The 14,067-nt window shown below is 60.6% G+C and carries 13 protein-coding genes; 7 read left to right on the top strand and 6 right to left on the bottom strand.

The window, feature by feature from the left end; genetic code table 11:
• The first annotated feature begins 337 nt into the window (after positions 1-337).
• From ED655_RS00765 to ED655_RS00755, 3 genes are all read left to right on the top strand, one after another.
• A complete protein-coding gene (locus tag ED655_RS00765; protein WP_122048613.1) occupies positions 338-1,384 on the top strand; it encodes a hypothetical protein in 1,047 nt (348 codons plus the stop codon).
• A 176-nt stretch (positions 1,385-1,560) separates the two neighbouring features.
• Positions 1,561-1,824 carry a DksA/TraR family C4-type zinc finger protein gene (locus ED655_RS00760; protein WP_062163636.1) on the top strand — a complete coding sequence of 88 codons (264 nt, stop codon included), beginning with the start codon at positions 1,561-1,563 and terminating at the stop codon, positions 1,822-1,824.
• Positions 1,821-2,936, top strand: a complete 1,116-nt coding sequence (locus ED655_RS00755; protein WP_122048612.1) for a hypothetical protein — start codon at positions 1,821-1,823, stop codon at positions 2,934-2,936. The genes ED655_RS00760 and ED655_RS00755 overlap by 4 nt, the downstream gene beginning before the upstream one ends.
• On the opposite strand, the gene ED655_RS00750 is transcribed toward ED655_RS00755, so the two are convergent.
• The 6 genes from ED655_RS00750 to ED655_RS00725 all read right to left on the bottom strand — a co-directional run bounded on the left by ED655_RS00750 (position 2,903) and on the right by ED655_RS00725 (position 8,625).
• Positions 2,903-3,838 (bottom strand): 2-hydroxyacid dehydrogenase, encoded by a 936-nt coding sequence (locus tag ED655_RS00750; RefSeq protein ID WP_122048611.1) that lies wholly within the window; start codon positions 3,836-3,838, stop codon positions 2,903-2,905. The genes ED655_RS00755 and ED655_RS00750 overlap by 34 nt on opposite strands.
• Before the next feature lie 136 nt (positions 3,839-3,974).
• Positions 3,975-4,850, bottom strand: coding sequence for a 2-keto-4-pentenoate hydratase (locus ED655_RS00745; protein ID WP_122048610.1), 876 nt, complete (start codon positions 4,848-4,850; stop codon positions 3,975-3,977).
• 90 nt (positions 4,851-4,940) lie between these two features.
• On the bottom strand, positions 4,941-5,753 hold the full coding sequence (locus ED655_RS00740) for a hypothetical protein (protein WP_122048609.1): 813 nt from the start codon (positions 5,751-5,753) through the stop codon (positions 4,941-4,943).
• Between the two features lie 102 nt (positions 5,754-5,855).
• Positions 5,856-6,335, bottom strand: a complete 480-nt coding sequence (locus ED655_RS00735) for a YaiI/YqxD family protein (RefSeq protein WP_122048687.1) — start codon at positions 6,333-6,335, stop codon at positions 5,856-5,858.
• Positions 6,336-6,508: 173 nt separating this feature from the next.
• Positions 6,509-8,071, bottom strand: a complete 1,563-nt coding sequence (locus ED655_RS00730; protein WP_162993331.1) for a Do family serine endopeptidase — start codon at positions 8,069-8,071, stop codon at positions 6,509-6,511.
• 107 nt (positions 8,072-8,178) lie between these two features.
• On the bottom strand, positions 8,179-8,625 hold the full coding sequence (locus ED655_RS00725; RefSeq protein ID WP_122048685.1) for a nucleoside deaminase: 447 nt from the start codon (positions 8,623-8,625) through the stop codon (positions 8,179-8,181).
• A 203-nt stretch (positions 8,626-8,828) separates the two neighbouring features.
• Here ED655_RS00725 and ED655_RS00720 point away from each other — a divergent pair, with 203 nt between their 5' ends.
• The 4 genes from ED655_RS00720 to ED655_RS00705 all read left to right on the top strand — a co-directional run bounded on the left by ED655_RS00720 (position 8,829) and on the right by ED655_RS00705 (position 14,046).
• Complete coding sequence (locus tag ED655_RS00720) at positions 8,829-9,602, top strand: gamma-glutamyl-gamma-aminobutyrate hydrolase family protein (protein WP_122048608.1); 774 nt, start codon at positions 8,829-8,831, stop codon at positions 9,600-9,602.
• Entirely contained in the window at positions 9,599-10,405 is an 807-nt protein-coding gene (locus ED655_RS00715) for a pseudouridine synthase (protein ID WP_051757741.1), read from the top strand. The genes ED655_RS00720 and ED655_RS00715 overlap by 4 nt, the downstream gene beginning before the upstream one ends.
• Entirely contained in the window at positions 10,405-10,959 is a 555-nt protein-coding gene (gene rsmD, locus ED655_RS00710; protein WP_122048607.1) for a 16S rRNA (guanine(966)-N(2))-methyltransferase RsmD, read from the top strand. Before ED655_RS00715 ends, rsmD begins: the two co-directional genes overlap by 1 nt.
• Before the next feature lie 420 nt (positions 10,960-11,379).
• Positions 11,380-14,046, top strand: coding sequence for an FtsK/SpoIIIE family DNA translocase (locus tag ED655_RS00705; protein ID WP_122048606.1), 2,667 nt, complete (start codon positions 11,380-11,382; stop codon positions 14,044-14,046).
• Positions 14,047-14,067 lie beyond the last annotated feature (21 nt).

Here is a 14,067-nt window from a genome sequence, read left to right as displayed (position 1 = left end):
ACGAAAGCCAGGGAGACGGGTTCGGCTTATTTCCGGCGCCGTGACAAGTCGCGCTCCTCAACGCGGCGGTCCATAGGAACCAGAGAGGAGACCTGCCGAACACACTTGCCAAACCGCAGTGAAAAGATCGCAGCAGCCGGAACCACATGGGCGCTCAATGACCCGGTCGGATCCAACGCCCCATTGTCATGCGGCTCGATGATCCCGCACGACAATGTGGCTTGCCCGGGAAGCGGCTCCGGACAGAGGATTGGCATAGATACACTGATCCACCAGCCGTTGTCAGATCTACCGACGGCTTGGATCAGTGATCGCAGCAGCGAGGATGATAGCCGCGATGAAACAGGTTCTATCTGCTTTTTTCTGCGCAATACTCAGCCTGCTTGTTTTGACAAGCCATCCCCGTGCACAGCCTGACTCATGTATTCTGGGCGCATTCACCCTGCCGATTCTTGGTGGGCTGGGCGATGCGCCTGTTCTCCCGGCAACGATGCAGGGAAAACCTGTCGCTCTCTATTATTCGACAACCGTCGATGGGCTTTATGGCGGCGATATCGCGGCTTACGGCGGTCGTGACACCGGCACACATACGACGATTGTGCAGGATGGTGCGCAAATCAGCGATACCCCCCTCATGAAGACAGGAGAGCTCAAGCTCGGCACACTCGATCTGGGAACAGTTTCCATGGTCAGATTGCCGCAATTCCCCATGCGCTCCGTCGGTTTGCGCCCGGTGATTGGGGTGATCGGCGCACATCAATTCGATGGTCTGGCGGTCCTTATGGACATTCCGCATAGCGCGTTCGCACTTATTCGCTTCAGTTCAGACAAATCCTGCGAAGGGGCTGCCGCAAGATTTCTCGGCCCCGGTGAAACGCATCTACCGCTCGGCGCAGAGCATCGCGCGCAGATTACCCTGCACGGGGTAAGGCGGTCTCTGGCACTGGACCCAAACGCAGCATTCAACACCCTGCCTGCCACCTGGATGACGACACCTGACATTAAGAAGGATCGCAGCGTTTCGGGCGAGTGGCCTGCGCCACCATCCCCCCGTGATGAAACGATCACCCTGCCGGCAATTTCCGAAATCGCCGGGACAGCTTTTCATCTGCAGGGCAGCGCAGGCTCCGGTTCATCCGGTGACGACAGCGGGGGCGTTCTTGGGCAAGTATTCTTCGAGCACCACGTCGTTCTTTTCGATTATCCAAACCATGTGGTCCACTTCCTGCCCTCACGTCATCAGAGATCAGGGAAAGGAAGCGCGCTGCGCTTTCCTCATACTCTGAGAAACGAAGGGGAGGACCTCATGATCCGTCCCCCTTCAGGGACATGGCCGCTCACACCCATATATTCTGGTGCAGGGATCCAACCCGGCCTGAATTGAGCAGATACCAACCAGAGGGCACATGATGGCCTTGTGACCTCTATCGAGGCATGGCCCAGCAAACGACACAGGGCTGCACGCGTGCTGAAAGCCTGAAAGGCGCATTGTGCACGGGCCTTGAGAGCGGGAGATAGAATACCAACATCTGTCTTGTTCAGAATAAAAGGATCAGGCTGATGGCAACGGGTTGGGCTCCCGATGGAGCCGTTCAGGATCAGATCGATGATACGATTGCCGATGCGGTAAGCCGTGCACGTGCGGCCATGCCGCATGGCGAGAGCTGCGCCGAATGTGTGAATTGCGGAGAGGACATTCCTGCCGCCAGGCAAAAGGCCTTACCCGGCGTGCGGCTTTGCATTGATTGCCAGTCCGAGCGCGACAGAAGGCCGGTTTTTACAGGAATCAATCGCCGCGGAAGCAAGGACAGCCAGCTCAGATGAGCGTGGCAGGCGCCATACTGCATATACTGGCGCGGTGTTCCTTCATTCGTCATGTAATGCGTGGGGCCTTCTGCCTTGTCCTCCCACTCTGCGTTGTCTCTTGTCTTGCGGGAGAGGCTTCAGCCCAGGGGCAACCGGCACCGCCCGATTGCATCGAAGGCGCGGTCACCTTGCCGCTTCTGGGTGGATCGGGCGACTCACCGATCATCCCTGCCACGTTGAATGGCCGCCCCATCGCTCTGTATTTCTCTCATGGCTTCGACAAGCTTTATGTCGGGAATATGGACGGCTTCGACACTTACGACACCCACCGATCCGGCATGATCACGACAAATGGGATCTACACTGACCCTCAGCCCATCATTCAGGCAGGACAGCTGGCAATAGGCCCCCTCGATATGGGAACGCCGGACATGATCCAGCTTGAGGATTATCCAACCCAGAAGATCGGCTCACGGCCTTTGATCGGGGTGATTGGGCGCGAAGCTTTCTCACATCTCGCCGTGCTGGTGGATATGCCCCATAGCGCCTTCGCACTGATCCGGTTCAGCCGTGATGCGGCGTGCCGCTCTGCACCCGCCGCTCTGATCGGCGCTGGAGCACAGGCCCTGCCTTTACATGGAAAAGGGCTGATCCCGGTCAGCATTGATGGTGTGGCCCGTGATTTCGTGCTCGATGCCGATACACCGGTCACGACGATACCGGCGATATGGCTCGACCCGGTAAAGGACGATCCTGCTGACCCGGCAGGAAATTCCGGCGTCGCGCTTTACGGCACCATTCACTCGCACCTCAAGCGCACAACCGTGAGGTCGATGCATATGGGGGCGATATCACTCGATCACATGTCGGTCTATGCTCAGGACGATCTCGGCATGGGGTTGCTCGGAACCGATTTCTTCCAGAACCATATCGTCCTTTTCGATGATCCGGATGACCGGGTCTATCTCCTGCCCAGCGCATCGCAGCCCAAAAAACCGGGGGAAAACCTCCATTTCGACCGGTTTCGCACCGGTCGAACGAGCGTGGAGGATCTTTCAGGCAGGGCGCGCCGTATTGATCGTAAAAACCGGGCCGGTCAGAGCACTGGCGTCAGAAGCGGCTTGCCCTGAAAAAACGCGGCAAGGTTGTCGAACACCAGACGCCCCATGGCGTGACGCGTCTCGACGGTCGAACTCGCCCGATGGGCCTGAAGCACCACGTTATCCAGTGCCCAGAATGCTTCATCCATCCTGGGCTCCTGCTCGAAAACATCCAGCCCGGCACCACGAATGGCCCCGGTCTGCAAGGCCTCGAGCAATGCGGCCTCATCCACCACGCTGCCGCGTGCCACATTGATGAGGAAGCCGGTCGGCCCAAGCGCCTCGAGCATCTCACGATCAATCATATGGAAAGAGCGCGCGCCGCCCGAGACACACAGCACCAGCACATCGGCCCATTCGGCCAGAACGCGCAAATCTGGATAGAACGGGTATTGAGGTGTGTCACTCTGCTCACGCGAACTGAAATAGGCGATGGTCATGTCGAAGGCGGCAGCGCGCTTGGCCACGGCCTTGCCGATGGCCCCAAACCCGGCAATGCCCAGCTTGCGCCCCTTGAGCGTCCATGAGTTTGGCACGGTTTCATGGCCCCAGCGCCCGGCGCGTACGAAACGATCACTTGTCGTGATGCCCCGCATCGTATCGAGCATCAGACCCATGGCCATATCGGCAACATCTTCAGTCAGCACGCCCTGAGCCGTAGCCAGACGGATCTGTCGGCGGCGACATTCATCGAGGTCGATCCTGTCGTAACCCACGCCATTGACCGAGATGACTTTAAGATTGGGCAGGGCATCCATGATGGCGCGTGGCAGGCCACTGCCACCACCGGTTGTCACACCCTCTATCCGCTCAGCCAGCGGCCCAAGCGCCTCCAGCGAGGTGAACTGATGCAGATGAAAAGGCGACCCAAGCTGCTCGTTGAAGCTGGCAGGCATCGGGTCGATCATCAGAATATCTGTCTTGGTGGCCATGATACGTCCGTCATGCGGGTTGCAGATCCTGCAACCCTAGGAAGAACCCGACCACTTTGTGCATCACCTTGGCGTGACGCGAAGAATACGCCGATGATGAGTCCACACGTGGCCGGTATGATCCATGCCAACGCGCTTAGCTGCGAAAGGGCGCACCTATGCGGGTTTCGACCGGGAAAAGCCCCTCGAAGGCAACACAGATTTCGGCCGGATCTTCAAGAAACAGTGTGCCCATGGTCGAGCCTGTCGTGACCACATCGCCAGCCTTGAGCGGGCGTCCGCGTTCGATAGCGTGATTGGCCAGCCAGGTGAGAAGACGAAGCGGGTCGCCCGCCTTGTTGCCACCTTTCTGATCGTAGCGCTTCTCGCCATTCACCAGCATGGTCATGGGCAGGGTGGTGGGGGTGAAGTCGCGCCACTCGGTAACGCCACGCCCGACCACCAGCACGCCATGGCTGCCCTGATCGGCCAGATGCGACAGATTGTGCTGTGTATCGGGCGCGACGAAACGCGTATCCAGCAATTCGATGGCAGCGTGGATGCCCCCGATGGCTCCGGCCACCTCTTCCACGGTCCAGGGCGTCTCACGCGCAGGCAGATCTTTCGCGAAGGAATAGGCAATCTCTGCCTCAACGCCATGAAAGCGGCAGAAGGACGGAGACAGATCATGTCCGCTTTCGAACACCGTTGCCCGGTGCAGCGGTGCACATGCCGGAGTCGCCGTGGGTGTGGCTGCGCCCACCTTCCATCCCACGATCTCCCCCTTGCCCGACGCGCTCAATGCGCGTGCTACAACGTCCTGCACCGCATAGGCGGCCTTGGGATTGATGGGAACGATGGTCTCGGGGACGGTATGCAGCGGCTTGTTTGTGCGCCGGGCATCGAGAAGGAGCGAGGCCAGATGTTCATCCGGCGCTGTTTCCCGGGCGGTATCCTGTATCGAAGCGGTCATGAAATCGGTCATTTCCAGAACAAGGTCGTCAGCAAGAAGGCATAGGTCGTCATGCACCATCCTTCCGTTCAGCCAGCCGAATGGGGGACAATCTGACCACAGGATCAAGATGACACAAATGTAAGAATTTGGCCATCTTTGGTTTTGAGTTCATGAATGCCCGAAAAGATTGCCTGTCCCGGTCTGTTCGGGTCGGTCGAGCGCGAGAGCCTGGAAGAAGCGCAGATCGAAGCTGCGGGAGACGACATGGTGCGCTGCAGCGATCAGGGTCGCGACCACAAGACATCCCGCTATCAGATACGTGCCAGGGGGAGAACTGGCGGTGATTTTCTCCAGCAGAACAGTCGCCAGAGCGAAAGGGATGGCCATAACGACATTCCAGAACACGTAGCTCCATACATGCCCTTTCATCGCCTCGAAGCTGCGCCTGATCCGAAAACCTGCATGCCCGCTTTCCCACGCCACATAGCTCATCATGAGGCAGCGCACGATCAGCCAGATCCAGAAAGCGCCCAGCAGACACAGGAAAAGCATACCCCCTGCCTTCGCCGGAAAACCCGCGTTTCCGTTGACATAATCACTGAGGCTGGAGGCCGCCAGCAGGGTCAGTACGGTCGGAAGGCCCTGAACGATCACGTTGACGCCCAGTGACTGCCATGCGCCCCGGTCCAGCCGCCAGAGGCTGACACCTTGCCAGGGTGTCAGACTGGCCCGGGTAACGGTGAGCGTCAGAAACCACATCGCGATCGTGTCGAGACCACCCAGCATCAGCGGCTCAAAATGCGCTGAAACGCCATGACCTGTTATCCCGTCCGGCCAGTTCGTCTGTCTGATCGCCGCAAACAGACAACTTGCGATGATCAGACCGCCTGACAGCGTCAGGACATCCGTGCGGTTGAGGAAGCCCAGTCGGAAACTCTCGCGCATGAGTCGGCCAGCGTCCGAAAAGGAGATCTTTTTCATTCCCGCAGATCCTGTTTCTGAAGGGCCCGGTAACGGGGAGAGGGAGTCACGAACGAGGATCGCTCAGCGCTTTTTCACGAGGGAGATAATTTCGCCCGGACACTAGCTGGGCGGCAGGGTCATGGGGCGCAGGCGCGGTTTGCGCGCCTTGTTGACCAGCGTATCCAGTGCGGAGAGGAAACGCGAGCGATCGGCCTTGCCAAAAGCAGCACCACCCGGCGTCATCATCCCTGCCGAACGCAGATCGGTCATGAGGTTACGCATGGCCAGTGCCATGCCGATGGCATCGCCATCGAGCATACGCCCCTTGGGGTCGAGAACATGCACACCTTTTTCGACACAACGTGCGGCGAGCGGGATATCGGCGGTGATCACGATATCATTCTCGACTGAACGCTCGGCAATCCAGTCATCGGCCACATCAGGGCCGGCCTCAACCACAACACGTTCGATCAGGGGGGAGTCAGGCAGGGCAATCATGCGATTGGCCACAACCAGCGTATGCAGGCCATAGCGCCCGGCCACGCGATAGACCTCGTCCTTGACCGGACAGGCATCGGAATCAATGAAGATACGGGTCATGCCGCTACTGTGCCGCAGCCCGGTCATCGTCGCAAATCCTGCGCGACCGGCCCTGACCCTGCCGCTATGAAAAAAGGGGCAGGGTTTGCTTACCCCGCCCCTTTTTTCAGTCTCTCACAGCCTCACGAGGGCTGTTTTCCCCATGCCGCTCAGGCATGGAGCGTCTGACGCACTCAGTTGCCGTCATCATTGCTGTCATCATCGCTGTCGCTGCCGCCCGGAGCGATGGCAATGAAGATCTGCTGACCATCGCGCAGCACGCGCAGCAGCACGGGCTGCTTGTTCCTGAGCACACCACGCACGGCGGTCAGCACAGCGCGGGGGTTGTCGACGGCCGTATTGCCAACACCCTGAATGATGTCACCCGGACGCACACCAGCCTGTTCGGCAGGTGACCCGGGAACGATCTGGCTGATCACCGCCCCCTTGACGGTGTCATCCACACCAAGCTGCTGGCGCATGTCGCGCGAAAGCGGTGCGAGGGAAATACCGATCTTGCCGCCATTGGTCTGGCCGCTATCGTCTCCGGCGCCGGAATCCGCTCCCTCGCCATCTTTGGGCATATTGCCGATCTTGGCGGTGATGGTCTGGCTCTTGCCGTCACGCAGGATGGTCAGCGTCGCATCCGTGCCGGGTTTCATCGAGACGGTATGCACGACTAGATCGTGAACGCTCTTGATCTTGGCCCCGTTCAGCGCCGTTACGACGTCACCGCTCTTCAGGCCAGCCTTGTCGGCCGGGCCGCCCTTGGTGACCTGCGCCACAAGAGCCCCTTCAGGCGGCGCCCCCGGCTCGCTCGGCTTCAGCCCGAGAGCCTGCGCCAGCGTGGGTGAAATGCGCTGCATCAGCACACCTAGATAGCCACGCGTGACGTGACCGGAGGTGCGGAGCTGGTCCACCACACTCTTGACCGTGTTGGACGGAATAGCAAAGCCAATGCCGATCGACCCGCCTGAGGGCGAGATGATGGCCGCGTTCACACCAATCACCTTGCCATTCTGGCTGAAAAGCGGACCACCCGAGTTGCCATGATTGATTGGCGCATCGATCTGGATGAAATCGTCATACGGTCCGGCATTCAGATCGCGACCGCGCGCCGAGACGATACCCGCCGTGACCGTGCCACCGAGACCGAACGGGTTACCCACAGCCACAACCCACTCACCCGGCTGCACATTGTCTGAATCGCCCAACTCGATGAAAGGCAGCTTGCCGTTGGGCTTGATCTTGAGCAGGGCCACATCGGTCTTGGGGTCACGACCCACGATCTTGGCAGGCAAGGTCGTGCCATCGTCCAGCGTGACCGAAACCTTTGTGGCACCGTTCACCACGTGGTTGTTCGTGACGATATAACCATCATTGGAGATGATGAAGCCCGAGCCGCGGGCCTCGACAGTGCGACGGGGCTGCTGCTGCTGCGGCATCATCTGGAATGGGAAGGGGAACGGGAAGGGCATGCCCTGCGGCATCTGCTGGCCGCCACCGCCGCCGCCTTCTTCCTGCTCGGCCACATCGGCGCGGATGTGGGAGGTGATGGAAACGACAGCAGGCTTCACCTGCTTCACCAGATTGACGAAATTCGGCAGCGTCTGAAGCTGGGTCTGGGGCGTGATCGGCCCTTCTGCCCAGGCGGGAGACGAGGCACCAACCCCGATGGACAGCGCAGTGGCTGCAACCAGAGCCAGTGAACGGAATGTGCGTGAAGGCGTCAAACGAACAGGCATGGCGTCAGTCATGATCTTTCCAGCTTTGGCACCATCAGGGTGCGGTGTGATCAAGAGAACTTATGAACCGTCCTTCGGTTCGTCCAGAATAGGGGCGCGTAAAAACGTGGTAATCCGTTTCAGGACGCGCGCGATTCCCGCAATGTTATGAAAAACTTCTTCAGCAATTCAGCATTTTCATGCTCGCGCACCCCGCCAATCACTTCAGGCCGATGCAGACAGGCCGGTTGCTCAAAAATACGTGGTCCATGATCGACCCCGCCCCCCTTGGGGTCGTAGGCACCATAAATCACCCGTCCAAGGCGAAAATGCGTCATGGCGCTTGCACACATGGGGCAGGGCTCCAGCGTCACGACCAGGGTGCACGAGGCGAGCGACCGCGACCCGAGCACCCGCGCCGCTTCCCTCATCGCAAGAATTTCCGCGTGGGCACTGGGGTCGAGCCTTTGCTCAACCTCATTCGAGGCACAGGCCAGAACCTGTCCATCTGCCCCAAGCACGATCGCACCCACGGGCACCTCGCCCCGTGAGGCCGCATCACGGGCTGCGTCTAGAGCACAGCTCATGGCCTCGGACGGGTCCAGACGCGGCGGGTCAATGCCATCGTCACGCCTATCAGGGGGGGCGCTTTCATCCCCCGTCCGGGTGAGAGAGGAGGGGTGATGACTGTGCTTCTGCCCCATGCCGTATGACCCCCCTCCCATCGTTCGTCGTGCTATCCTGCACGCCTGCCTTCTGTTTGCCGGAAAACCCTGCTTACATCCACCTCATGACACGCGTGCCCCTCATCGGCCTTACCCTCGATATCGAGGCGGGTGGCCCAAAGGATTTTTCCCGCTGGCCCTATCACGCCCTGCGGCAAAACTATTTCGATGCCATCCGCAACGCAGGCGGCCTGCCGGTGGGGCTGCCCCACGAGCCCCATCTGGCGCAGGCCTATATGGGGCGTCTGGACGGGCTTGTTGTCACCGGAGGCGCGTTTGACCCCGACCCTGCACTCTATGGTGAGGCCCTGCATCCGCAGACGACCCTCAAACCGGGACGCACGGACGCCGAACTGGCCTATATTGCAGCCGCCCGCCATCGTAGCCTGCCGGTACTCGGCATCTGCGGCGGCATGCAGCTGATGGCCATTGCCTGGGGTGGGACACTGCACCAGCATCTTCCCGATCATGCACCGGGGCCGATCGCTCATGAACAACCCAACCCGCGCGACGAAGCCGGTCACGATGTGATCCTCGTCCCCGGATCGCGCCTGGCCCACTACACCGGGTGCACCACCATGCGGGTCAATTCCTCCCATCATCAGGGCGTGCGCGACCCTGGGGGTCTGTTGGTGAGTGCCCGTGCCCCTGATGGCCTGATCGAGGCCATCGAGGCCCCCGACGCCGACACGGACACCGGCAACGACATTGGCAACGGAATTTTTTATCTGGGGGTGCAGTGGCACCCGGAATTCGCTATCGATCCGGGTGACGCGCGTCTATTGGCTGGTTTCATCGACGCGGCCCGACACGCGACACCACAGGACAGACGAGCATGACCGAAGAACAGAAGGGCGAACGCATCGCCAAATGGATGGCCCGCGCAGGTGTGGGCAGCCGACGCGACATCGAACGCATGATCGAGGCCGGTCGCATCCGCATGAACGGCTCTTCGGTCGAGCATCCCGCCACCTTCGTACAGGATGGCGACATCATCCAGCTCGATGGCAAGGTGATCGGGGGCAAGGAACACACCCGTGTCTGGCGCTATCACAAGCCGGACGGGCTCATGACCACCCATCGTGACCCGCAGGGACGACCCACCGTGTTCGACTCCCTGCCTGAGGGCATGCCGCGTGTTGTCAGCGTCGGGCGTCTGGACATCAATTCCGAAGGGCTGCTTCTGCTCACCAATGACGGTGAGCTTGCCCGCCGCCTTGAGCTGCCTTCCAATGCCTGGATACGCCGCTATCGTGTGCGCGTGTTCGGCGTTGTGGACGAGCGCAAGCTGGCCGCTCTGGCTCATGGCTCGGAATTCGATGGTGTGCGCTATGGTCCCATTGAAGCCGGTCTGGACTCGCAGAAGGGCGATAACGCCTGGCTGACCGTCAGCCTTCAGGAAGGCAAGAACCGTGAAATCCGGCGCGTCATGATGGGTCTCAACCTGCATGTCAGCCGCCTGATCCGCGTCTCCTATGGCCCCTTCCAGCTTGGCACGCTGCAAAAACGCGAGATTGAAGAGGTGCAGGGCAAGATCCTGCGCGAGCAGATCCCCGGCCTTGCAGCGGCCCCACGTCGCGTGCGCCGGGTGGTCAGGGATACAACCCCCGACACGACCAGCCCGGATGCCGAAGAAGAATAATGCGTATCGTCGGCGGTGAACGCAAAGGCGTCGCGCTTCAAGCGCCACGGGGCGAGACCACCCGCCCCACTTCCGATCGCGCCCGTCAGGCCGTGTTCGACATGCTGGCCCACGCCCCCTGGGCCGGTTCGGACTTCCTGAGCAGCGCCCATGTGCTCGATGCCTTTGCCGGCACTGGCGCGCTGGGGCTCGAAGCCCTGTCACGCGGCGCCGCCTCCGCCGTTTTCATGGAGCAGGACCGCAGCGCCCGCGCCGTGATTTCGGCCAATATCCGCGCCTGCCGCTTCGAGGACCGCGACCTGTCCGTGCTGACCTGCGATGTTACGCGAGCGCCACGCGCGCCGCGCCCCTGCACGCTCGTCTTTCTGGACCCGCCTTATGGCAAGGACCTTATCCCGTCTGCCCTCAAGGCTCTGGCCCGCTCTGGCTGGATTGCCCCTGAAGCCATTATCGTGGCTGAGACCGCAGTGAAGGACGAACTCGCCATCGAGCTTCCCTTGTTGACCGAACGGCGCTTCGGTGTGGCCCAGGTCAGGATCTGGCGCGCATCCTGACGCCAGATCGTCTCAGCAGGGCTCTTTGCGGCGTCCGAGCAGGAAAATCGTATCCGCTCAGCGCCTGACATCAGACAGTGCCCCAGACGACCACCGTCCCCTGGTGGAAAACGATGCAGTCTTCCAGCACAACCTGCCCTTCCGGCGCTCTCTGTGGATCCGGGCGGGCGAAAGCTCCTGCTCCTCCTGTCTCTGCCCGGGAAACGCCCGGCCCACGATCCTTCTGTGGCATTGGATGGGATCGCCTCCTGTCGAGCAGGGCAATAACACCTCGTTAACGGCAGATTTCGGCCTTTTTTGCTCTCGTCTCCGCACGACGTTCCGCTATAGTTCTGCCACACGACACGTATAGATCCAGACGATGCTCGATGCCCCATGCGCGGGGTATGATGTATTGCGCAAAGACAGGAAGACGCGAATTTGGCTTCGTTCAGCCGCTTCTTTTCATCAGGCACGACAAATCCCAGAGAGCGTGGCCCGTTTCAGGACAGGCTGACGGAACTTGGCGGATTTATCCTGCTGGCCCTTGCTCTCGCGCTGGGTGTGGCCCTGTGGAGCTATAACCCGCAGGATCCGTCATTCGACACGGCCACGACAGCGATGCCGACGAACCTGCTGGGTCAGCCTGGGGCAACACTGGCTGATGGGCTGGTGCAGTGGCTCGGACTGGCGAGTGCGTTGCCGATTATTGTCATGCTGTGCTGGGCCTGGCAGATCATGCGCCATCATGCGCTGAGCGTACCGGTACTGCGTTTCATTGCGTTTTTCTGCCTTTTGCCCGTAGCGTCAGCCCTGATCGCCACATTGCAGGTATTGATACCAGCACTCACGACAAGCTGGCCCTCCCGCGCGGGGCTGGGGGGACAACTTGGCCTTGTTCTGGCGAGCCATCTTGTTGCCACGGGTCATGCAATCATGGGACGTGCGGGAGGCGTTGTTTTCTCCCTGCTAGGATTGCTGCTGGCGATACTGCTCGTTCCGCTGGCTGTTGGACTACGTCGCAGTGAATGGCGTGCCCTGTTTCATGGGGTACGTTCAGTGGGGCGCGGTTCGGAAAACCTGGCGCGACGCATGAGCAACAAGGCACGCCAGTCCGCTCCGCCAGACTGGAGCAGCTATGAACCTGTCGAGGCGAACGCCTATCGGCACGAACATCCCTATCCTGCCCCGAGGCGCGGCCAGGAAGCGGCGCGTGCCCCTTTCATTCCAGCCAATACCGGCTGGTTGCAGCCCCCTGAGAAGATCGAAGAGCCAGTACCAGCCACGCGCACGCCGCAGGCGTCGAACCCTGCGCCGGTGGCTGTCCAGAAACAGCCCCCCTCCAACCCCTACGCCATGCAACTCGCCCAGATTGCGCGTGATCAGGATAGTGCGCCAAGAGCGGCAGCCGTAACGCGCTATTCAGAAATCGAAGACACGACATCATTTACGGAAGAACAACCTTCACCGCCGCCGCAGGAAGAAGAGCCCAAGCGTGGATTTTTCGGCTTTGGTCGCACACGCTCCGAGCGCAGCGCTCAGCCCCAGCCTGCACCCGCCGCCCGTCAGGGTTGGGAGAATACAGGCTGGCAGCCGCCATCGCTGGGCCTGCTGCGCAAGGCACCTGCTCATGGCGGCAATGGCCCGTCCAATGAGGTCTTGCAGGCAAATGCCCGCCTGCTGGAACAGGTTCTTTCCGATTACGGTGTGCAGGGTCAGATTGGTGATATCCATGCTGGCCCGGTGGTCACGCTTTACGAGCTCGAACCGGCACCCGGTATTCGCTCGGCCCGCGTGATCGGTCTGGCGGATGATATTGCACGCTCGCTTTCGGTGCTGAGTGTGCGTATCGCCACCGTGCCGGGGCGCAATGTCATTGGTATCGAAGTCCCCAACGCTTCGCGCGAGACGGTGTATTTCTCTGAGCTGCTGGATACACCCGAATTCCATGAACCGGGGGCGCAGCTGCGTCTGGCGCTCGGCAAGGACATTGCAGGCAATCCGGTTTATGCCGATCTGGCCAAGATGCCGCATCTGCTGATTGCCGGTACCACAGGCTCGGGCAAATCGGTGGGCGTCAATGCCATGATCCTGTCGCTGCTCTACCGGCTTACGCCGGAAGAGTGCCGCCTTATCATGATCGACCCGAAAATTCTCGAACTCTCGATCTATGACGGGATTCCGCATCTGCTGACGCCTGTCGTAACCGAGCCGAACAAGGCCGTGGCCGCGCTCAAATGGACCGTGCGCGAGATGGACAAGCGCTACCGTTCCATGGCGCATCTGCAGGTGCGCAACATCACGGGCTATAACCAGCGCGTGCGTCAGGTCCGCTCGACGGGAGAACTGGTGACGCGTCGCGTGCAGACCGGTTTCGACCCCGAGACCGGCCAGCCGGTTTTCGACGAACAGCAGCTTGCACTCGAGACGATGCCGCATATCGTGGTGGTGATCGACGAAATGGCCGATCTGATGATGGTGGCAGGCAAGGAAATCGAAGCTGCGGTGCAGCGTCTGGCTCAGAAAGCCCGTGCGGCCGGCATCCATGTGATCATGGCCACGCAGCGTCCCTCCGTCGATGTGATTACCGGCACCATCAAGGCCAATTTCCCGACGCGTATTTCCTTTCAGGTGATCAGCAAATTCGACAGCCGCACCATTCTCGGTGAGCAGGGTTCCGAGCAGCTTCTGGGCCAGGGCGACATGCTCTACATGCAGGGCGCGGCCCGTATCACCCGCGTGCATGGACCTTTCGTGGCCGATAGCGAGGTCGAGGATGTGGTGGCCGATCTGCGCAGCAAGGGCGAGCCTGTCTATAACGACGAGGTGATTTCCAGCCTCGAGGATGAAGGTGGAAGCGCCTCTTCGAGCGGAAACGGTATGGGTGGCGGCAATTACGATGCCGAATCCAGCCTGTTCGATCAGGCTGTCGATCTGGTAACGCGTGAGGGCAAGGCCTCGACCTCATTCATCCAGCGTCACCTGTCGATCGGCTATAATCGCGCGGCCAAGATCATCGAGCAGATGGAGAAAGAGGGGATCGTGAGCGCTGCCAATCATGTGGGCAAGCGCGAAGTCCTCGCCCGCCGTCAGCGCGACGAGGATTGACCCCCCCCCTCCCCTGCCCTG

The sequence above is a fragment of the Asaia bogorensis genome (assembly GCF_900465345.1).
Taxonomy (GTDB): Bacteria; Pseudomonadota; Alphaproteobacteria; order Acetobacterales; family Acetobacteraceae; genus Asaia; species Asaia bogorensis_A.
Note: the sequence above shows the minus strand (reverse complement) of the source record. Positions and strands in the feature narration are given on the sequence as shown.

Excerpts from the sequence above, each read along its gene's own strand:
- ED655_RS00765 (WP_122048613.1), top strand. The coding sequence starts at position 338 with ATGAAACAGGTTCTATCTGCTTTTTTCTGCGCAATACTCAGCCTGCTT.
- ED655_RS00760 (WP_062163636.1), top strand. The coding sequence starts at position 1,561 with ATGGCAACGGGTTGGGCTCCCGATGGAGCCGTTCAGGATCAGATCGAT.
- ED655_RS00755 (WP_122048612.1), top strand. The coding sequence starts at position 1,821 with ATGAGCGTGGCAGGCGCCATACTGCATATACTGGCGCGGTGTTCCTTC.
- ED655_RS00750 (WP_122048611.1), bottom strand. The coding sequence starts at position 3,838 with ATGGCCACCAAGACAGATATTCTGATGATCGACCCGATGCCTGCCAGC.
- ED655_RS00745 (WP_122048610.1), bottom strand. The coding sequence starts at position 4,850 with ATGGTGCATGACGACCTATGCCTTCTTGCTGACGACCTTGTTCTGGAA.
- ED655_RS00740 (WP_122048609.1), bottom strand. The coding sequence starts at position 5,753 with ATGAAAAAGATCTCCTTTTCGGACGCTGGCCGACTCATGCGCGAGAGT.
- ED655_RS00735 (WP_122048687.1), bottom strand. The coding sequence starts at position 6,335 with ATGACCCGTATCTTCATTGATTCCGATGCCTGTCCGGTCAAGGACGAG.
- ED655_RS00730 (WP_162993331.1), bottom strand. The coding sequence starts at position 8,071 with ATGACTGACGCCATGCCTGTTCGTTTGACGCCTTCACGCACATTCCGT.
- ED655_RS00725 (WP_122048685.1), bottom strand. The coding sequence starts at position 8,625 with ATGAGCTGTGCTCTAGACGCAGCCCGTGATGCGGCCTCACGGGGCGAG.
- ED655_RS00720 (WP_122048608.1), top strand. The coding sequence starts at position 8,829 with ATGACACGCGTGCCCCTCATCGGCCTTACCCTCGATATCGAGGCGGGT.
- ED655_RS00715 (WP_051757741.1), top strand. The coding sequence starts at position 9,599 with ATGACCGAAGAACAGAAGGGCGAACGCATCGCCAAATGGATGGCCCGC.
- rsmD (WP_122048607.1), top strand. The coding sequence starts at position 10,405 with ATGCGTATCGTCGGCGGTGAACGCAAAGGCGTCGCGCTTCAAGCGCCA.